Consider the following 19,258-nt stretch of genomic DNA (forward strand, 5'->3'; position numbering starts at 1 on the left):
TCAGACTCGTCCGGCGTTCGTGGGCCCGGCCACGGCACGGGGGAGAGCCGTCATGCCAGACGTTGCATACATCAGGTTCCGGCGCTTAGGAGCTGGGGGCGGATTGATGCCGACATCGACTACGTCCAGGTGCGCGACGAGCACGAGCTTCTCAAGTGATCAGCCTGCCTGACGGCCACGTTGGATCAGACGAACGGTGCACATGGCAGACCCTGCCACGAACGTCGGCCGCCCGCCGCCCTGGAGGCCGGTTCAGCGAATCGGCTGACGTGACGCTGTGTCTAGTCTGCGGTGCACGTAAGAGAAGAGGCTAAACGCGTCATAGAAGTCCGGCAGGAGTTCAGTGTTGTCGACGCGATTGGAGTGGGCTCGGGGGTTTCGATAGTGCCCGTGAATCCCGAGGAGCAAATTCTTAAACCCCCGATGTTCGCTGATGTCGGAATCGTTCTCGTATCGGTTCATGTAGAGCAAGGGTTCGTCCTGACGGGTCCCGAAGACCCCGTTGTACAGGGCATCACCATCACCAGCGAGGCCAGTGATCTGACGAACTCGAGTCGGGATGCTCTTCGAGGCTTCGGAGATTGCGTGAAAGAGCGAGCGAGTCACAAACTCCTCTGCACAGTAACGGAAGAGTTCGTCGTGGGTTCCGCGACGACGAAGCTCCGCGTGGAGTGTTCCTGCTAGCTCTGCCGCTTCAGATAGCGTGCTGGCTCTTGTACCGCGAGCGAGTTGACCTCGGTCATTGATCCTGTATCCGTAGTGGACGAGAAACTCGGAAAGCTGGTCACTCAACTGTGCGAATCGATTGGGGTCGCGCATATATCTGGCTGGGGACATGGCCATGTTAATGAACACGACGACGGAGTTACCGAGGCCCTGCTTGTACTGCTTGTTGTTGAGCGTGATGTACAGGCTTTCGCGCTTGTTTCGTCCCGCTTCACGTTGCAAGATCCCCGCCATCGGCAACAAGGCGTCAATCTCCGAGTTACTCAGGCCAGGGTACTCGGTTTGGGCGAGAATGTCTGCAACACCTTTGATGAAGTCCATGGGGAACGGTTCGACCCGCTTGGGGCCGGAGAGTGATGTAGCCATGTGTCCAAGTATCCTCTTCTGCGAGGCAGACACTGGGTACTGTCATTGCCTCGCTGCTCGGACGCGGGCGATCCCGCGGAGGCGACGTGCGAACTGGAACGCACCAAGTGAGGCAAACTATCCCAAACTCCGATAGGGCGCTTCCCAATCCATCTCGCCGAGTTCATCGGTGTCGATGGTTAGCACAGAGCGAAATGAGGTGCATTGTGGCTTCATTACTGAAGGAGGGGAAAATAGCCGGTCTACGCCCGCGCCAGGGAATGAAGCATCAGTTTTTGGCCGAGTGACTGTGCGAGGACATCCGGACGAAGGCGGCGCAGGAAGTTTCTCGGCGAGTGCCCGTACTACCGCCCAGTGCGGACGAGAACTACGCCGCGATCGGTAACCATAACGCCGAGGGCATCATCGAACGTCACGCAGTTACGCGCCAGGCCTCTGTACTCCTGTGGCGTACATCGGTCTACGCGAAGTGGCTTCAGCCGTGATGGCACTTGTGCAAATACCGCAAGTAGCGCGGTGCTAATGGAAGCGATGTTTACGATACTACGCGGGCCGACGACCGGCGCGACCCCGGTGATGAGTGCTTGGGCAATTGATGCAACAACATTGCCTTCCTCGTCCTCACGGTGGAGACCGGCAAGCAACGGTAGTTTGTGCTGGTAGGGGGCCAGGATTTCGTGGATCTGTTGGTAGCTGGCATCCATGTACATGATCTGCCAGAGTTCACTATCTGACTCGAGCAGCGACTTCTTTAGGTCGTCAAGACCGGCGGGGTTCAGCGTGTACGACGGCAGAGCAGCGAGCCGGGCCTCAATTTCACTTGTGTGCCGGTTCTCCACTTGGAATTCATCGATCCCGTCCGCCGTGAGCCAAGAGTCTGTCTCGTCGGCAGCAAGAAACGAGTAGACCGTTTCGCCCGCGTGATACACCTCGTACACGGCACACACCAGCCTGCGCACACGGAGAGTCGCAGGGAGCTCGTTTAGAAGGGCCGGCGTGACCACGGCGAGCGTGTCGAGGCTGCTGCCGAGAACGTCCAACGCACTCAGTAGTTGGTCGTACTCATGATTGGGACTTGCGTCGTGCTTGTCGTTGTTCGCCGCTTGCCGTATAACGTCTAACGATGCTGCGCCTTGCCAACCGGCCGCCTGAATCAACTGCGTAATCGCAAAGAGATGTTTCCCAGTCCAGCTCAAATCTGCCGCCTTGAGCGACCGCTCCCACAATGCGGCCACATCGCGCGCAACGGAGCCGATATCCTCCTGCTCGTAGCCATTGCGGCCGAACGCTTTCATCCGTCGCGCCGCATTCAACGTTCCTGTCTCGAGTGAGTCGATAATGCGCATTCACCAATCCTCCCATTGCGGTCTGTGCCGTCCTAGCGGCAGGTCTGTCGCGTCTTTCATGCTGGCTGAGCTGGTTCAAACGTAGCGCTCGATGTCGGATCTCACCTCCAGATTGATTTAGCGAACGCAACCAGACGAGCCCCCGAAATGGAATACTTCTCTTCTTCATTCAGGTCTTCACGAGGGAGTGTTCACCGCGGGAGGCGAGCCGCATTGCGTGTTCGCGACCGATAGCTCCCTCCACGTCGGCAACTACTTGGGGCCACGTCTTCTTTCTCGACAAATTTGAGGGGACTGATGCACGGTTGAGTGCCGATGCGTTGTCACGCAGCCAGTGCGGCTGGCGTGTTCATGATGACCTCGAACTCGACGGGCGTCAATCAGCCGCGGCGGAGCTGGCGTCGGTTGTCGGTCAGCTCGAGTACGTCACGCGGGTGTTCGAGACGCTGCGCGGCACCGCGAACACCGGCATCGCGGTGGCGAACGTCGAAAGGATCGAGCGCGGCGAGCAGCCGCTGCTGCCCGAAATGACGCTGCACGGCCTGCGACACATGCACGCGTCGCTACTGCTCGCGAGCGGCGCCGACATCGCGCTCGCGTCGAAGCGGCTCGGACGTTCGTCAATCTCGATCACGAGTGACCTCTGCACGCACCTCATCGGCGACGCTGCACGGCGGGCCGCCGAGGGCTCTTCGGCTCGTTCCGCGAGCGAGTGCACAACCCGTGCACAACGAGCCTGCCCGGGGCGGGCCTGAAAAAAGCCCCGGAACCTCGCATTTCTGCGTGATCCCGGGGCTTCTCCAGTCGGGATGACAGGATTTGAACCTGCGACCCCTTGACCCCCAGGCGTCCAGACGGGGTCGACGAGGCGAGATTCTGCGTGATTCCGGGCGTCAGATCATGCAGAGCGCCGCGCGAGATGCATAGTTTGCATGATTCTGGTCCCCTTCTGGTCCCCGCGCGAAAGCTGATCAACTCAGTGACTATGCTCGTCCGAGCCGAAGGACGCTTGCGAAGTCTCGTTCCCAGATGTAGACGTCTCCCACTTGGTCCTCGAACTCAAGCTGAATCGCGAACACTTGTAGAGCGTTGGAGCCTCTCTCGCTCAGCGTGAACATTTCCAGACCGTCGGCAATGCCCATGGATGGCTTCATGGCGAAGCCAGGAGAGATCTCATGCAGGTCGAAATCCACGCCCGGCCTCAGGCCGAGCATCGCCAGATTGTCTCGCGCCTCAGGCACGGGCCACCACAACCAACCCTCGACTGCCGCTGGCACAATGCCGTACCGGACGCTACGAACCCGAGCAACACCTGCACCAACATTCTGCAGGATGAGGGTCCATGCTCTCCGACGTCGCACACGGATCCAGCCCTTGCTGTGCCCCGAGATGTACGGCCTCGAAACTCGCGCGTACTGCGTGCGAGCAAGTAGCAGCGTGGTCATCGCCGCGACAAGTGTCGCCGCTGGCGCCACTCCCAGGATCGTTGGCGCGAACGGGAGGCTAGATACAGTGGCCGCGTCGAGGTTGGAACGAACGATCTCCCAGACAAGCACCAACGATGCAATGCTCAAAAGGAGAAGAGGGATCACGTAGAAGCTAGCGCTCCGTCCAATGCGCCGTTGAACCGCGCGGTCGGCTGGAGGCTGAGGACTTCTCAAGCACCCGTCCTCGTCAAATCGCGAACTCGCTCGTAGAGAGGCATCAAAGCAGAGCAGTAGACGGACGGATTATCCAAACCGTGATCTGTCGAGTATCTGTGAGCGATATGCCCTCCACCGCAGAGGCTGAGGTTGTCGCATCCCGCACACCTGGAGTGAAGAAATGATCCCTTGTCCATCATCGCCCGCATCCCCGGCAACTCGGCAATCTCGGAAATCTCCCTCTGTCCAGCGACCCGGTTCGTTGAGTTGACCTCGTACGAAGCGGTTCGTAGCACGTCATGCAGTACGTACCTTCCGTCCGTCTCGACGATCAGCGTTCCCGCGGAACGTAGCCCCAGGCTATCTGAGCCCCAGACGCCACCAAGCGCGAGCTTGAAGACCGTTTGAAACCATCGAATTTGAAACGTACGTGGAGTGGAAACGTAGAGGTCAAAGAGTTCGAGGAGCCAGGGGCCATAGGTCGCAGCAAGTTCAGCTTCATCCGCAGAATCCCAGTTCTCATCGGGGAGCAAGACATCGACGAACGGAAAGCCAAGCGACTCGATCCGCTCAAGTGCAGCCTTCGGCTCGACGGACGGATCAATAACGAAAAGGCCACCCTGCGGTTCGCTGTTTGCTGAAGCGTCGCGAATCGCAGAGATCCCCAATCTTACCCGCGCCATCGATCCCCGACCCATCTTGTCTACGCGATGGGAGTCGTGCGAGGCATCTGAGAGGTCAGCGCTCACACCAAACCCGACCTGGGCATCAAGTAGGGCGCTCAGCGTCTCTTTCCTCAAGATGGTTGCGTTTGTCTGTATGGACAGATTCGCGGTCACACCCACGGATGTCAGCTCGGAATCGATGAGTTTAAGGAGCTCCCGGTAGGCGGATGCGGGAAACAACATCGGCTCGCCGCCGTGGAAGACAATAGACACGCTTCCCAACCCGACCTCGTCCGCGTACTGGGCTATGTCCTGCAACACGGCCCGGGCGGTCTCCACGCTCATGAACACAGGCAAGTCGCGCCAACTCTGATCGGGGCCGGTGTACATATAGCAATATGTGCACGCCAAATTGCACCTGCTGGCGACCTTGAAGATGTAGGTCGTGATCGCGGTCCGAGCCTCATGCCCAGACGCCGCAGGATTACTCACTAGTCGCGGGCATGACTCCGCTGCGTGTCCACGACGACCACTGCGTCTGGATTGTCATCCCGCTCTCCGCAGCACTTGCCTCGGCGACGGCCCGCGACGCGGCTTCCTCTAGATCTGACTTCAACTTGTCGGACATCTGAACCCCCCCAGTGCGCTCTTGCACGATGAAACTATGTTCGCGCGTCCGCGACGACAGTGCAAGGACGATGGCCGATGGGAGCAGGGGCCCCATGAAGGCGTCGGGCGCGATACGGGCCGCGGTGCTCTACGACGTTCTTTTCTCATAGGGGATCGCTTGGCGATCCTCAGCCAGCCGTCGAGTTAGTTCCGTTTGGTCCGCACCAAGCTCCAGCGCGACCCATGCGCGGACGACCAGAACGGCTTGGCGCCAGACATTCAAGATGTCGACGATGTCGGGGGCGGCGCGATTGGCGTGCTTGACGCCGTTGTATACGCGCACGGTGTCGTCCGCCCACGTCGGACCGTCGAACGGCAGACACTCACCGACGTTGTCAAGGATTCGATTGAGCCGCTCGTTGAGGGGTTGCTGGCCGGCCTTTCTCTCTGTCATGCCGTCTCGTACGGCGAGGAGATACCCGAGCGCTTCAAGTCCAGGGCCGGTGTGGGCCAATCTCGTGAATGGTGTCGCGCCGGGAAGGTCGATACTGCTGATGACCGGGTCGAGGGCACGCGCGAAGTCGTCGCGTAGGGCCAGCCACGACGCGACGCCCGACTCGCCAAGTTCGGAGTATGGGATGAGATGCTGCCTGTAGGTGCGAGGTGGCTTCTTTCGTTCGTCATTCGGCACAACCACCTCGCGCCATTGAATCCCGTGGGTCCGGCCGTCCAAGGTTCGCATGGGATCGTCGTTGCGGGTCGCTCTGACAGGAACGCAGGACTCCTCCCACCAGCGCGAGAGGACAAGGAGATCTCGCACACCCTTGTGCACTTGCAGGTGGGCGTCCCACTGCTGAGCAGAGGCGCTCTCGGTGGTGCAGCGCACGAGGTCGTTCAGCACCACGCGGTCCTCGCCCTGTTCGATCTTGATTCCACGGCCCGGTCTGAACTGCAGTGTGAGACCGTGCACGGTTCCCACCGTGATCATGGGATTCTCGACCGAGTCGATCGATACTTGCACTCGGCTCTCGCGCAGGTCGATGTCCTGAGTTCGCGCCCACGATGAGATGCCGAGCCACTCACGCAGGCCTGAGATCTCGGACTGAAGGCCGTGCGGTTCGTCGAAGGCAACGATCTCTTCAACGCCCATGATCGCCGCACGAGCCCACAGGCGACCTGTGCCAGGGCCCCATATGTTCGCGTGGAAGCCTCGCGGGTAGCATCCGACGAGCAGCACGGAGCCGTGCGAGTCGTGGAAGAGGACGCGCTTCGGCGCGTCTTTCGGTTCTGGCGGCTGTGCGGGCGGGAGTTCCAGACCCGTCTTCCCGACGAACCACCGAGCGTATGGAGATTCCCGCGTTGACCAGCCCACCTCGATGCTGATGCCTTCGTCGGAGCGTTCCAGGGCGACTCTCGTCGTCGGCGTATCTGGGTCGTTATCGAAGAAATCACCCGTCCGCCGGGTACCAGTGAGGAGTTCGTTCGGCATCAACTATCCCTTCAATGGAGCCGGCCGATGCCGGAGTCTCACGGTAACGCTCCCCCGGTGCTTCCAGCCCGAGTCTTGCGGATCTCGGACACAGACGCGCCTTCGGCCTCTCCGCATGAGTAGCGGCCACGGTAGCCGCGATGGGTGTCTCTTTGATGAAGCCCACTAGCGCCTCACGGGGAACGTACTCGCGAGTTCCGATGCTCGTCCACTTGATGTCACCCTTGTCAGCCAGACGCACGGGATGAGACGAGAACGTTGATTTTCCGCGGTCTCTGAGCTGAGCCGAGGCAGATTTCACGCCCTGGAACGCATCAAATCCATGGTTCTGGTCCCCTTTTCGTCCCCCTTGCGGAGTCATTCCACGAACACCTCTCGGAGCGGCTTGACACCGTAGCGGTACTCAAGCCCCAAGCGAACGTCGCATTTTCCGTCGTTCGCAAGGTCCGAAGTGAGCGGTCAAGCGTGTGGAGCGGCGCTCGACGCGCGGCTGACGACCTCCTCCGCGACACTGCAAGGCTGGCCAGTGCTTCCCGCTCCGGTCTGCTCGCTCACAAGTCGGCGAAGACCTGCCCGGGCGTCACAGCCGATCGAAGCAGGCGTGCGAATGAACCGAGATGACTACCGGTCAGACCGCACAGATGCTCCCGCGAGTGTCAGCGGGAATGTCGGTCCCCCGCGGGACACTTTGCCTATGGATCTCTCACCAGAGAAGCCGGCCGTCGAGCGAAGCGCCGTCGTGCTTCTATCGCGACTCGGCGAGCGCTGGAGCCAAGCTGAGTACGCACAGTTGGCTGAGGAGCTGCGCTTGGGCCTGACCGTTTCCGAGATCGCCGAGGCCCATGGCAGACCGGCGGGTGCTATCTCCGCTGCATGCAACCGCCTGCTTCCAGCGGAGGAGCAGCCACGAAGTCGCCGACACGCCCCCGCCGCGCTGACTCGCTACCTCGCCGAACATCCCGATGAGCGTCTCGTGATTCAACGCACGGCATCCGGTAGGTCTCGTCGAGGCTCTGACGATGCAATCCTGCTCGTGCGACCGTCAGCCGGTCTTCTGCCCGTTACTGAGGCTCTACTTGAACCTGGAGATGCCGCTGCTCTTCTCTCCGAAGCCCTCGCGGGCCTTGAGGGGAAGCCACGCGAGCAGAAGATTCTTCGGATGCGCGTCGGCTTCGAAGGAGCACCCCGCACGCTCGCGGAGATAGCGAGAGAGTTCGACCTCAGTCGTGAACGCATCCGCCAGATCGAGTCCAGAGCGCGGAACATTCTAGTGCATCAGGCGCGTACACCTGGCAGCCCAGGGTCAGTGCTCGCCTCGCTCCTGCATCTGCCCAGCGCGGACTTGGTCGATGAGGCATTCGCTGGACGCATCGCCACAATAGCCATGTCTGAGTTCGAAGCTCCGTCCCGCGTGACGATCCCGCTCCTGCTGTCTGCTGCTGGGGTCACGTCGCCGATTGCCCGTCAGCTCGCCGTTCTCGCCCGCGCTACGGAAGACCGTTTTCAGGAGCTCGAGAGGGAACGCCGCCGAGTAGAAGCCGCTGAGCGACGCCTCGCTGCTGTGGTCCAACGAGCTGATTCGGCGGTCGCCCGTTGGAATGAGCACGCGTCCTGGCCAGTCACCCTGAACCCTCCGCCCGTGCGTGGGACGCTCCGCGCGTTGCGGCTCGGCGGATCCGGTGAGGCCGCGGGCAGCTTCCATTTCGACAAGCTACGCCGCGAGGTGTTCTACGAATCGTCCCTTGAACTCACCGCGCTCAGTTTCCTGGAGAACAGCACCGACATCGCCTGGTACCAGGAGCAGCCGCTCGCCATTCCGTACACGTGGAGAGGGCGTCCGCACGTCTACTATCCCGACGTCCTCGCCGCGACTCGCACAGGTCAGTGCTTGATCATCGAGGTCAAACCGCTGGTGAACATGCCGATCGCTCTGAACCTCGCTAAAGCCGCCGCCGCGCGGGTCTACGCGCACCGGCACGGCTGGGGGTGGGTGACCGTCGACGGCGCGCTCACTTCGCGCGACCTTGACACATACGTCATCCCCACCCACAAGGTTCGCGCCATCAACGCTCGTCTTGAAACTCACGGCCATCTCGATTGGGGCGACATCCTCGAGTTGCGGGTGAAGCACCAGGTCCGTTCGCGGGACATTGCTGCGTTTGTCGCCCAGACCGGCGCCCGACTCACGCTCGAGTCGTACTACCGCATCACCGGGTCGCGATGACTGCAGAGCGACCCGCCGACCGTGCGGACAGCCATCCCGCCACGCTTTGGTTGCGCAGCCACATCGCCCTCAATGCGCTCCAGCGCCGGCCTGGCAGTGACCAGGCAGCCGAAGCGACAGGCGCCGCGAGCGGAGCCCACCTCAAGGTGACCCGCGGTTTGCTGACAGCAGCGCAATTTGCGCGACGCGTTCTGCGGAGTTCGCTGGCTGCTACTCACCTGCGCGGTCGCTCGCGCTGCCTTCGGAAGCATCCCCGCCCATGCATGCGGCTTCAGCGGGCGCCGGGCAATGAAAGGAGATTGTCGGAGAGCACGCCGTCCGCGCGTGTGCGCAGGTAAGGCGCGCCGCCGGGATTCTCGACGACTTCCACCCATGCGGACTTCACGGGTCCACCCACCCATGCCTGGTTGGGGTTACGCCGCACCCAGTCAACCATCGACGCTTTGTCTGCCCAGTTGCTCGAACCGTTCTCCAGGTCCTTCCACTGGTAATGACTGATCGCTTCGTGGCCGCTGCCGGATGCCGCCATCCTGACGTCAATGATCTGCACGCTCATACCGACAGTCCCTCCTCATGCCTACGATCGAGAATCACCAGCATCTTCCCCATCGAGACTACGTGTCGAAGCACGTACGCGGTCAAGTCTCGTGTTGCGGCCCCAGCGTTCGTGAATCTTCTGCCACGTGCGAGGCTTGCGGCGACCTCTACATGAGGTCCTCGCGGATATGGTCCGGCGAGGCGTGCCGTCATTCTCCCCGTGAGACCGCGCCCCGCGCGAACACGGCGCGATGCTGACCGGACACAGTGTCGGACTCGGCCGCCTGTTCATTCACCACCATGCAGCCCGTCGGGAAGAAATAATACTTCATTAGTATCCATTGGGTGATACAATCGCAGTCATGGGAGTGGCAAGCGTCGCGGCGAGGGTGTCGGAACTGGCGGCCCGGCAGTGGGGCCTGCTCACTACCTCTCAGGCCGAAGCCGAAGGCATCACTCGACTGCAGCTCGCTCGCCTCGCGGATGCAGGCGTGATCGAACGCCTGGACCGTGGAATCTACGCAGCGTCGGCGGCGGTCGATGAGCGCACGCCGCTTCGCGCCGCGTGGCTGTCGCTCGAGCCTTCAAAGCTGGCCGAGGAGCGACTTGCTGACCCCGCGTCATCCGGCGTGCTGTCGCATACGTCTGCAGCTACCCTCCACCGTGTGGGTGACCTCCTCGACGATGTGCCAGAGATCACGATGCCGGACAGGAAGCAGAGTCGTCGGGGCATTCGCCTTCACCGCAGTGCCCTAGAGGCTGGCGATGTGACGATCGTCGAAGGCCTGCCGGCGACGACCCCCGCGCGCACGGTCGCGGACCTTCTTCGTGACGGGCATGATCCCTCCCATGTTGCGGAGATCGCAGGCGACGCGCTCCGACGGGATCTCGCCTCACGGCAAGACATGGCGGCGGCACTGGATCCCCTTGCGCGCAGGAACGGACAACCGCACGGTGCCGCGCTGCTGGAGCACCTGCTTGACCTGGTCGGGCTAAGCAGCGCGGCACTTGTCACGCAACTCACAGCGAGCGACCTAGGAAAAGCGCTTGTCAATGCAGGGCACCTGGCGGCGATCCGAAGCATCATCGAGGCCGTCTCGAAGATCGATGTCCCAGAGAACCTTCTGGGATCGAAGGACTCCGAGGCGATGGCGGCGTTCACGAAGAACGTCGTACTCCCCCATCTCCCCGCCGGCGTGCTTCCCAAGATCGACATGTCCGCGATCGTCAAGGCCGTGAGCCCGTCCATCCCCATCGACACCACCGCGTTCCGAGAAGCTCTGCGTGCAGGCATTCCTACGTGGCTGCCCGAAGTCATCCGAACCCTGCCTGCTGATTCGTGGCCCCCGTCCGCGCTGACGACTATATCTGCCACGCGAGAAGGGGCATCAGAGTGACAGACGAGATCCCCTACAAAGACGGCACCGCTCTCTGGGCCGCAGTGAAGACGCGAGCGAAGACCGAGGCGGCGGTCTCTGGGCTGCCAGCTGGCGCGCTGCTCAGGCGGTTCGTCGTGGACCGGTTCCTGGCGCGGGTGTTCGCTCTTCCCGGGAACAAGTGGGTTCTGAAGGGCGGCAACGCTGTCCTCACGCGCGTGCACGATGCGCGTACGACGAAAGACATCGATCTGCTCGCCGAGCTCGCTGACCTCGATGCGGCCGTAGAACGGCTCCGTGAAGCGATCCAGATCGATCTCGGCGATCACTTCCGTTTCGCAATCACCGATACCCGCGCGGCGTCGGGAGGCACTATGCAACCCGATGTCGATGGATACAAGGTATCAATCGACGCGTACTGCGGGGTCACGCCCCGCCACCGCTTCAGCGTCGACATCGTCACGGGTTCTCTGATGACCACCGAGCCCGATACTCAGACTCGGCCCGGTCTGGTGCCCGCTATCCCGGCAACGAGCGTGCGCCTCTACCCGGTGGTCGATCACATCGCCGACAAGCTTTGCGCAACGCAGAGCACCTACGGCACGGCCGGCGACCAGCCGTCGAGCCGCGTCCGCGACCTCGTCGACCTCGTCGTCTTCGCGCGCACGCAACGCATCGACGGAACCGAGCTCGCCGATGCCATTGCCGCCGAGTGTGCACACCGGGGCCTTCCCGGCGTGCCGGTCTTCTCACCGCCTGAAGCGTGGCGACGCCTTTACCCGACGCAGGCCAGGGCCGTGCCCGCATGCGGCGACGTTCTCACCTTCGACGGCGCCGTCGACCTCACCCGCGCACTTCTCGACCCCGCGCTCGACAGAACCGCCACCGGTCGGCAGTGGTCACCAGACGCCCTTACATGGGCACGCGCCTGAGGACCTTCGCCTGGCCAGCGAGCTTCACTTGTACGACGATTTCCCACTCTTCTTCCCTGCGATGCACCGAGAGCCCGCTCAGTGACGCTCGGCGACATGCATGATCAAGACGGCGCTCATCCCCTTTACCGCCTTTCAGCATGGTCATTTCCGCACCGCGGTGTCGGCGGTGGAGGCGATACTTTGACGGTGAGCAAACGGCGAGCAGATCTCATGGCGCAGATCGAACGTGACCTTCTCGATGAGAAGCCGCTCGACACTCTGCTCCGCAAGCTCATCCTGCTCGGCGGGAACGCGGGCTCACCCGAACTCCGCGACTGGGCGTCGCTGGAGCTGCGCGGCTACGAGCGGGACGCTGAGCTGCCCCCGTACAGGACTGTGCCCGCTCCGCTGCAGATCGACGGCGCCGTCCGCGACGGGATCGTGCGCCACGAGACCATCGGCGCGATGGACATTCCCGACTTCGCTCGCGATGAGATCAGCGAGCAAGTCCCATTGCGGATGGGCGTGAGCGAGATCCACAGCATGGTGGACCAGCACCGGAACGACAGAATGGTCCAGCTTCAACCACCGGGTGCTGCTGACCTCGTGACCTACATGAACGGCACCCGGCAGATGAACGGCCACATCACTGCGCTCTACTGGAGCGTCAGCACCATCGCCCTCGCCGGTGTGCTGGACCAGATTCGCACTCGGTTGGCGGAGCTCATCGCCGAACTGCGCTCCGCGACCCCACCGGGCCAGAACCTCCCCACCCGGACGCAGGCAGCCAACGCCGTGAGCCTCGTGATCAACGGACGCGGGAACCGAGTGAGCATCGCACAGGCCGCGGACGGCAGCACGATCGCTGCCGCCCCGGAAGAAGCCAAGCCGCGCTTCTGGACGGTGGCGAAGATCGTCGGCGCAGCAGTTGTTGGGCTCGCCACGATCGCGGGAACGGTCATCGCGGCACTCCAGCTGCCGACCTGGTGAAGTAACCGAAAGGAAGCCATGACCACGCACGCACCACGAACAGTAACTTCAGTACTGTCCGAGGTAGGAATAGATAGCGTCAGCGTCACATGGGGGCTCGGGGAGCCAGTTCACGCCAATGATGTCGAGTTCTTCGGCTACGGCGTCTACTACTACGATCCGACCGGTAACGGCGGAAAGCGGCTCGGCGTCCGATTCGGCGACGCGACCACGGCGTGGGTGTTCGACAACGCCAGCGCCACCCAGGCAAACTACGCAGCCTCCGCCGTCACGGCCACGAACGAAGCCGTCACAGCCCACTTCCACGACGCAAGTCTGGGCCTCGAGGCGGTAGGCACGATCGAGGCATACGCACACGTCAACGGTCACGACACGCAGGTCGACCTGCCTGTCACGCTTCTCCGTTGACATGAGCGATCTCCAACCGGCCGTCGGCGAAGGAACATTCGGCGAGCATCTCGTCGAGAACCTCTTCGCAACATGGATCGATCGTGACCTCAAGCAGCGCGCGTCCGGGCTCACCCGCGCACATGTCTACCGCGCTGTCGTTGAACTCCCGCCCTCGGGTGAAGCAGGGATCGTCCGGATCAACGACGAGGTGTCGCTGCAGGCACGGGCAGTCGCATCGGCACCCATCAAGAAAGGAGAGCCGGTCACTGCCGAGAACATCAGCAGCCTTGAAGCCTTCTGGCCCGTCGACGTCGACCCGAACAGCGGGTGGCTCGCATACATCGTCGTCGGAGAGTCCGCGCACGTTGCCTTCGACCTGCGCTACAACAAACAGCGAAACGCCGAACTCCTCAGTCTCGCCGACGACTACCTCGACACAGTCGAAGCGGTCCAGGATTTCGCACTCCGACCAGCCATCGACAACCTCCTCTCCGCAGCCGAACTCACCGTGCAGGCCCAGATGCTCGCGCAAACACAAACGACGAAGCTCCACAACGTTCGCGACCGGTGGCTACGAGAGAACGAACGGCTGGGCAACGCGCCAGAAGGTTTCCTCGCCACGCTCCAGCGGCTTCGGCGAGAACGCGCGGCCGCGAGATACGGCGACGGTGTCCTCCGCGTGACCGCTGACGAGATGCCAGCTTTGATCGCAGCCGTCCGCTCGATGGTCCAGCACGCAGCCGATCAGATTGGACTGGTCGCGGCCGACTCCACCCGGGACGAGGATGGCGCCGAGGGCTGAGACCACGACGTCTTCGAGGAAGGCATGAGCGGCGAATACACCGCCAAGTTCATCGGCCGGCTCAACAACGGGCCGTCGGGCCGCGGCCGCGAGGCGCAGCGGGGCTAACATCATCACGCACTCGGCCCGACCGACGTTACGAACCGTACGCTGCTTGTCACAAGCCCCGGCTGAACCGTCTGCGGGCAGACTTGATCCGTGGATCTCACCCTCAACGACACGCAACTCGCCGTACTGAGATGGGTCGCCGCGGGCGCCGACCTTGAGAACCCTCCGACACCGACGTTCAAGACATCCGCGGTCGCCCTGCGCAGCCGCGGACTGATCGAACTAGACAAGCGCAAAGGCCGGTAGAACGCCCAGCTCGCGGACAAAGGGAGCTTTTACCTCGAGCACGGACATCACCCGGACACGCAGAATCGAGCGGAGCGGACCACTCCACCCAAACCGAGCAAGCCCTCGAAGGCATCACCACCGAAGTCACCCCCGGCTATCGACGAGCCTGCAGAACCGGCAGCGCCTCCGGCGTCTGACGCCCCGAAGAACGACACAGCGACCGGCATCCCGATCCCGTCCCAGATCCGGCACCCGCACGCCGCCATCCGTGAGCTGGTCGATCACAAGTCGCGTGTCGCGGTCCCCGCGGACACCCTACGCCGCTCCCACCTCATCCTGCACGCGCTCGTTCAGGAGGCGCTGAGGCGTGGCTGGATAGTCACGCCGGTGCTGTCCAGCATGCGAGCCGACCCTTGGACGGGCACTCGCACACGGGTCTGGCCGAGCGAGAACCTGTTCAGCATCGACGCCGGAAGCGTACGGGTCGCTGGTCATCGAGGACACCGTGGCCACGCGCATTGAGGACAAGCTGGAGCGCGCCTTTGCCCGTATCCAGTCCATGACAGATGCGGCGATCGCACGGGCCGAAGCCCAACGGCAGCACGCGATCGCGGAAGCGGAACGGAGGCGACGTGCGGAAGCGCTACGGCCGCGCGCCGTGCACTACGGCAATTGGGTGGCTGCCCTCGACGAACTCCACGCCGCCTTCACCAAGCACCGAGAAGTGAGCGCACTCATCGAGTCGCTTCGCGGCCTCGCGCCCGACACAGAGGACGCGGAGCGGCGCACGCAGTTCGATCGCTACGTGCAATGGGCGGCGCAGCACCTGAAGGAGTCCGACCCGTTCCTCGCCTTCACGCTTCCGGACGGCGACACCCCCGACCTATCATTCCCGCAGTGGCAGCGATGGCGGGCACAGAACCAGCACCCGTTCACGATCGGGCGCTTCGGATGGGTCCCCTGGGTCGCGTCTCTCGCTCCCCGTTCCAAATCCCTGATGCGGAGTGGAGGCGGGTCGATCCACCAACGTCAGTCGGACAAGGCGTCAAGGACCTCTGCGACGCGGGTGAGGTTCTTGTTCTTTTCGATGTACTCAGAGTACTGAGCCCGAGCTTTGTGGATGAGTTCCTGGTATCGGAAGACACGCCCGTTGAGCTCCGCGACACGCTCTCGGCTGTAGTCGTCCGGGTTCTTCGACGGGGGCGACTTCTTGGCGCCGGGCTTCTGCCCCACAACGAAGATCACCTCGTACGGCTCATCTGAGCGTCCGGTCTCTTCGAGAATCTGGGTCAACGCTCGTATGTAGGTCAGTCCCTGGTCGTAGAGGACGTCAATGTCCGGCTTCACGCCGGGACGTTTGAGCTCGATGATGACGTGTCGATTCTGGACGTTGCAGTAGCGCAGGTCAATGCGCTTCAGCGCGTCTTCCTCGGGTCGCTCGGCACCGAAGGTCTCCGCAAGCTCGAAGACGCGCTCCTCCATGGAGACGTCTTGCGAGATACGGTCCCAGGCAGGATCGAGAAGCCAAAGGTTGGCGTGCAGCTTCTCTTGGAGCACTTTCTCCAGGACGTTCTCCGCCACGTCGTCCTTGAAGCTCTGGATGGTCTCGATCCGCGCTCTGATGAGATCGAGGTACATCGCGGATTCGTAGCTATCCAGCGTTGCGAGGACAGTCAGGATGTCGTCGGTCTGCATCGTCGAGAGCTGGTTCAGCCTTTCGACGTCCTCTCTGAGCCCGATCCGCTCGAACGCGATGATTCCCGACTGAAACAGTCGACGTCGGTCTTTCGCCGCGTCTGTGCTCTCCGGGATCGACAAAGATTCGATGGTCCCCATGAGTTTCGTGGCCGGGTCTTGCTGGTACTTCGGCAACGACTCGATCCAGTCCTTGATGGGCTTGTTGTTGGCGAGGACCTCCTTCGCCTTCCTCTTCGGTCGCCACTCCGACCATTGGTCCGAAGCTCTCAAGAGTGCAGCGCGAAGGAAGTCTCGAAGGGCGACGACCCGTGGGTCATCTTCCATGAGGCGTTGACGGTCGCTGGTCGCGATATCGTCCTGGTCGTCGGTGTCCAGGAAGTCTGCCCGGATCTGCCCGGTCGTGTAGCTGACGAAGAGTCGGCTGAAGTCGAGGCGCTCAAGGATACTTTCCTGGATCGGACGTCCTCGTGAGAGCACCATGATGTTCTTGAGCGATCCCGCCTCATCATCTTCGACGAGCTGATCGGGTCGCGCGGTAGTCCCGAACCAGCCGGACACGAGCCAAGTGCTGTCGCCAGGGACGGACGCGGGCAGCACCGTTCGAACAGCATCGGCAGCGAGGCTCTCAGCCGGGATCCGCTCAGCGCCGAACTCCCAGAGGTATTCGAGCTTCTTCAACTCGATTCGGTCGTCGAAGGAGATCGGCGCGCCGTTCAAGGTGACGTAGAAGAGGCCCGCGAGCGCATTCGATGCAGTCGTATCGGCGGGGTCAGCTTCAATCATCCGACGAAGATCACTGATCTGCGACTTGACGGCGTCGAGCGGGGTCTCGCCGTCAGCGGCCTTGGGTGCGACGAGCGTAAGGACGTCGAATCGCCGTGCCACTCGTTTCCGAAGCGCATTAAGTGCGACGTCAATCCGGCGGCGACGGAGATTGGTGAGCCGGATGATCGTGCCGTGCGCCCCAAGCGCGGGCAGGACGTCGATCGGTTCAGGATGATAGGCCTTATCATCCTCGATGCGCTTCTTGAGCTCGTCGACCTCGATGCGAAAGGCGTTGCGTTCTCCATTTCGCGCTGAGTGGACCTCGACGGTGTCGGCGATCGAGAAGACAGACAGCTTCCCGATGCCCTTCCGGCCCATGAACGGCCGCTTGTAGCCGTCACTGAGGCCACCTTCCGTGGTGCGCTTCGAGTAGCCGACCGTGAGGAACTTCCGCTTCAGCTCCTCCCGCGTCATCCCTCGACCGTCGTCGCTGATCTCGACGAACGCGTCATCGCCACCCGCATTCCAGTTAATCTCAACGAGATTGGCGTCGGCATCCCACGCGTTCGCGACCAGCTCGGATACCACTGCCGCTGCATTGCTGTAGAGGTTGATGCCGAGCGCCTCCAGCACCGACATGCTGATCTTCATCTCATAGGTCTCGTCCGGAGCACCTTCTTCCGCGCTCGATACCTCGACTGCGTTGTCGCTCATCTGGCCCCCATGTTCGTGAGTAACGAAGAAACGAATCAGCTTCTACTGGTGCGCTCGAGACGCCTCATCAGTTGCTTGCTGAGCTTCGAGCATCTTCAGGAAAGTCTCGCCAACCGCTCGACCGAACGCCGGCGGAACAGCGTTTCCGATGAGACGCCCCACCGCCTGCATCGAAGGCTTCTCCTTGCCCTTCACAAAGCGGTAGCTCCTTGGGAAGCCTTGAAGCATGGCCGCTTCGCGAAGGGTGAGGCTCCGGTCCTGTTCTGGATGGCCAAAGCGTCCGGTCCCGAAGTTGAAGGATTGGGTGGTGATGGTCGGCGAAGGCGCGTCCCAGGTCATGCGTCCATAGAACGCCTGGAAGCTCGCGCCGCTGGACCTGGTGTGGCAGGGAGCGAGAAGCTCCACAGGCCAGTCTCGCCACGTCCCGCCAGGTGCGGAGGCCTTCATGCGTCGCAGGTTCAATGGCGTCAGTCGGCGGGCCGTGTGGAGCAAGTCCTTCGGGTCAGACTCACCGTGCTCAAGCTTCGGAAGTCTCGATATGGTCTGCTTGACCGTCTTGAACTTGCTCTTGTCCTTGTTCCCCTTCGGCAAGGAGACGTTGCCTTTGCGCGATGCCATGAGGACAAGGCGGCGACGCTCCTGCGGGAGGCCGAACTCCGGGCCGTAGAGAGTGCCGAAGTCGACCTCATAGTCAAGCTCTTCAAGCTTTGCGACGAAGTTCTCGAACACAGGCATCTTGCCGAGACGAGTGACGTTCTCCATCGTCACGAACTCAGGGAGCGACTCTTCCACTAGTCGCGCGAAGTGCGATAGAAGATCCCAGTTCTCTTCATCTCGGGTATCGGCTCCGCGACGATGACTTGAGAACGGTTGGCAGGGTGCGCACCCGGCCAGGAGACGAAGCTTGCCCTCTGGCCACAAGGCCTGAAGGTCAACGCCTTTGACGTCGCCAACGTCCTTCAGGATGAACTGGGCCTTCAAGTTCTGTTCATACGGATACTGACAGGCAGGGTCGAGGTCTATCCCCGCGACGACGTCGATCCCAGCCTGTTTGAGGCCGAGCGACAAGCCTCCGGCACCGCAGAACAGGTCGATGGCAGCGATCGTAGGCGACGGAGAACTCACGGATCATACGCTATCTGCTCGACGGCACGACGTCGACGGCGACACGTCCCTGTTGGGCGTGTCGGGCGGGGCGTGCTCGCTAGCCTAAACGAGCATCAGGGAGCAGCCCGGTCGTTGGGCTGGATGCGACTTGCGTTCACAGCTTGGATGATCTGGTCAGCGGCATGAGACGGCGTCTCGTGCTCCCAGAACCGCAGGACGAGCCAGCCGCGTGCCTCAAGGTGAGTTGTCGTCTCCACGTCGCGAACCCGATTCCGTTCGATCTTCGCGCTCCAGTAGTCGAGATTCGTGGCGGGCATGCTGAAGTGCTGCGGGCAGCCGTGCCAGTAGCAGCCGTCAATGAACACGGCGATCCGCACACGAGTGAACAGCATGTCTGCGGTGCGGCGAAGGTCCTTCTCTGGGCGCGCGTTCACTCGATAGCGCAGGCCGGCTGCGTGCACGAGCCGTCGCACGGCAAGCTCGGCCTTTGTGTCGCGCCCTCGATTGCCTTGCATGGTCTTGCGCGCGGCGTCGCTGGATGCCCACGGCGTGTACATGGCT

18 protein-coding genes are annotated in these 19,258 nt (G+C 62.3%); 9 read left to right on the forward strand and 9 right to left on the reverse strand.

Annotated elements, in window-relative coordinates; translation table 11 throughout:
• Positions 1–252 precede the first annotated feature (252 nt).
• Both MTES_RS18705 and MTES_RS01110 read right to left on the reverse strand, forming a co-directional pair.
• Complete coding sequence (locus tag MTES_RS18705) at positions 253–1,092, reverse strand: TIGR02391 family protein (protein ID WP_013583318.1); 840 nt, start codon at positions 1,090–1,092, stop codon at positions 253–255.
• A gap of 344 nt (positions 1,093–1,436) precedes the next feature.
• Positions 1,437–2,438, reverse strand: a complete 1,002-nt coding sequence (locus MTES_RS01110; protein WP_013583319.1) for a hypothetical protein — start codon at positions 2,436–2,438, stop codon at positions 1,437–1,439.
• A gap of 305 nt (positions 2,439–2,743) precedes the next feature.
• On the opposite strand from MTES_RS01110, the gene MTES_RS19435 reads away from it, so the two are divergent.
• Complete coding sequence (locus MTES_RS19435) at positions 2,744–3,193, forward strand: tyrosine-type recombinase/integrase (protein WP_013583320.1); 450 nt, start codon at positions 2,744–2,746, stop codon at positions 3,191–3,193.
• Between the two features lie 228 nt (positions 3,194–3,421).
• Here the strand turns inward: MTES_RS19435 and MTES_RS19160 are convergent, their stop codons facing one another.
• The 3 genes from MTES_RS19160 to MTES_RS01135 all read right to left on the reverse strand — a co-directional run bounded on the left by MTES_RS19160 (position 3,422) and on the right by MTES_RS01135 (position 6,844).
• Positions 3,422–4,030 carry a hypothetical protein gene (locus tag MTES_RS19160; RefSeq protein WP_148272784.1) on the reverse strand — a complete coding sequence of 203 codons (609 nt, stop codon included), beginning with the start codon at positions 4,028–4,030 and terminating at the stop codon, positions 3,422–3,424.
• A gap of 65 nt (positions 4,031–4,095) precedes the next feature.
• Complete coding sequence (locus MTES_RS01125) at positions 4,096–5,238, reverse strand: radical SAM protein (protein WP_148272785.1); 1,143 nt, start codon at positions 5,236–5,238, stop codon at positions 4,096–4,098.
• A gap of 265 nt (positions 5,239–5,503) precedes the next feature.
• Positions 5,504–6,844 (reverse strand): HEPN domain-containing protein, encoded by a 1,341-nt coding sequence (locus tag MTES_RS01135; protein WP_013583324.1) that lies wholly within the window; start codon positions 6,842–6,844, stop codon positions 5,504–5,506.
• Between the two features lie 694 nt (positions 6,845–7,538).
• Between MTES_RS01135 and MTES_RS18710 the strand changes: the two genes are divergently transcribed.
• A complete protein-coding gene (locus MTES_RS18710; RefSeq protein WP_158309737.1) occupies positions 7,539–9,068 on the forward strand; it encodes a sigma factor-like helix-turn-helix DNA-binding protein in 1,530 nt (509 codons plus the stop codon).
• A gap of 271 nt (positions 9,069–9,339) precedes the next feature.
• Here the strand turns inward: MTES_RS18710 and MTES_RS01155 are convergent, their stop codons facing one another.
• Entirely contained in the window at positions 9,340–9,624 is a 285-nt protein-coding gene (locus tag MTES_RS01155) for a DUF3892 domain-containing protein (protein WP_013583327.1), read from the reverse strand.
• Positions 9,625–9,967: 343 nt separating this feature from the next.
• Here MTES_RS01155 and MTES_RS18285 point away from each other — a divergent pair, with 343 nt between their 5' ends.
• The 7 genes from MTES_RS18285 to MTES_RS18715 all read left to right on the forward strand — a co-directional run bounded on the left by MTES_RS18285 (position 9,968) and on the right by MTES_RS18715 (position 15,518).
• Positions 9,968–11,002 carry a type IV toxin-antitoxin system AbiEi family antitoxin domain-containing protein gene (locus MTES_RS18285; RefSeq protein ID WP_013583328.1) on the forward strand — a complete coding sequence of 345 codons (1,035 nt, stop codon included), beginning with the start codon at positions 9,968–9,970 and terminating at the stop codon, positions 11,000–11,002.
• The gene (locus tag MTES_RS01165) at positions 10,999–11,913 is read left to right on the forward strand and encodes a nucleotidyl transferase AbiEii/AbiGii toxin family protein (protein WP_013583329.1); all 915 of its coding nucleotides are present in this window, start codon (positions 10,999–11,001) and stop codon (positions 11,911–11,913) included. Before MTES_RS18285 ends, MTES_RS01165 begins: the two co-directional genes overlap by 4 nt.
• A gap of 213 nt (positions 11,914–12,126) precedes the next feature.
• Positions 12,127–12,885 carry a hypothetical protein gene (locus MTES_RS01170; RefSeq protein ID WP_013583330.1) on the forward strand — a complete coding sequence of 253 codons (759 nt, stop codon included), beginning with the start codon at positions 12,127–12,129 and terminating at the stop codon, positions 12,883–12,885.
• Between the two features lie 18 nt (positions 12,886–12,903).
• On the forward strand, positions 12,904–13,293 hold the full coding sequence (locus tag MTES_RS19165) for a hypothetical protein (RefSeq protein ID WP_013583331.1): 390 nt from the start codon (positions 12,904–12,906) through the stop codon (positions 13,291–13,293).
• A 1-nt stretch (position 13,294) separates the two neighbouring features.
• Complete coding sequence (locus tag MTES_RS01180; protein ID WP_013583332.1) at positions 13,295–14,077, forward strand: hypothetical protein; 783 nt, start codon at positions 13,295–13,297, stop codon at positions 14,075–14,077.
• 198 nt (positions 14,078–14,275) lie between these two features.
• Positions 14,276–14,431, forward strand: a complete 156-nt coding sequence (locus tag MTES_RS19440) for a hypothetical protein (RefSeq protein ID WP_013583333.1) — start codon at positions 14,276–14,278, stop codon at positions 14,429–14,431.
• A gap of 487 nt (positions 14,432–14,918) precedes the next feature.
• Positions 14,919–15,518 (forward strand): hypothetical protein, encoded by a 600-nt coding sequence (locus MTES_RS18715; RefSeq protein WP_013583334.1) that lies wholly within the window; start codon positions 14,919–14,921, stop codon positions 15,516–15,518.
• Here the strand turns inward: MTES_RS18715 and MTES_RS01185 are convergent.
• The 3 genes from MTES_RS01185 to MTES_RS01195 form a co-directional block, all read right to left on the reverse strand.
• Positions 15,443–17,590 (reverse strand): ATP-binding protein, encoded by a 2,148-nt coding sequence (locus tag MTES_RS01185; RefSeq protein ID WP_013583335.1) that lies wholly within the window; start codon positions 17,588–17,590, stop codon positions 15,443–15,445. The two genes, MTES_RS18715 and MTES_RS01185, sit on opposite strands and share 76 nt — an antisense overlap.
• Positions 17,591–17,632: 42 nt before the next feature.
• Positions 17,633–18,715: a DNA cytosine methyltransferase gene (locus tag MTES_RS01190; protein ID WP_013583336.1), complete on the reverse strand. Its 1,083-nt coding sequence runs from the start codon at positions 18,713–18,715 to the stop codon at positions 17,633–17,635.
• Positions 18,716–18,810: 95 nt separating this feature from the next.
• Positions 18,811–19,254 carry a very short patch repair endonuclease gene (locus tag MTES_RS01195; protein ID WP_013583337.1) on the reverse strand — a complete coding sequence of 148 codons (444 nt, stop codon included), beginning with the start codon at positions 19,252–19,254 and terminating at the stop codon, positions 18,811–18,813.
• Positions 19,255–19,258: the final 4 nt, after the last annotated feature.

It is taken from the genome of Microbacterium testaceum StLB037, from assembly GCF_000202635.1.
Classification (GTDB): domain Bacteria; phylum Actinomycetota; class Actinomycetes; order Actinomycetales; family Microbacteriaceae; genus Microbacterium; species Microbacterium testaceum_F.

Bases quoted from the DNA above. Each gene is read 5' to 3' on its own strand.
- MTES_RS18705 (WP_013583318.1), bottom strand. From the start codon at position 1,092: ATGGCTACATCACTCTCCGGCCCCAAGCGGGTCGAACCGTTCCCCATG.
- MTES_RS01110 (WP_013583319.1), bottom strand. From the start codon at position 2,438: ATGCGCATTATCGACTCACTCGAGACAGGAACGTTGAATGCGGCGCGA.
- MTES_RS01135 (WP_013583324.1), bottom strand. From the start codon at position 6,844: ATGCCGAACGAACTCCTCACTGGTACCCGGCGGACGGGTGATTTCTTC.
- MTES_RS18710 (WP_158309737.1), top strand. From the start codon at position 7,539: ATGGATCTCTCACCAGAGAAGCCGGCCGTCGAGCGAAGCGCCGTCGTG.
- MTES_RS01155 (WP_013583327.1), bottom strand. From the start codon at position 9,624: ATGAGCGTGCAGATCATTGACGTCAGGATGGCGGCATCCGGCAGCGGC.
- MTES_RS18285 (WP_013583328.1), top strand. From the start codon at position 9,968: ATGGGAGTGGCAAGCGTCGCGGCGAGGGTGTCGGAACTGGCGGCCCGG.
- MTES_RS01170 (WP_013583330.1), top strand. From the start codon at position 12,127: ATGGCGCAGATCGAACGTGACCTTCTCGATGAGAAGCCGCTCGACACT.
- MTES_RS19165 (WP_013583331.1), top strand. From the start codon at position 12,904: ATGACCACGCACGCACCACGAACAGTAACTTCAGTACTGTCCGAGGTA.
- MTES_RS01180 (WP_013583332.1), top strand. From the start codon at position 13,295: ATGAGCGATCTCCAACCGGCCGTCGGCGAAGGAACATTCGGCGAGCAT.
- MTES_RS01185 (WP_013583335.1), bottom strand. From the start codon at position 17,590: ATGAGCGACAACGCAGTCGAGGTATCGAGCGCGGAAGAAGGTGCTCCG.
- MTES_RS01195 (WP_013583337.1), bottom strand. From the start codon at position 19,254: ATGTACACGCCGTGGGCATCCAGCGACGCCGCGCGCAAGACCATGCAA.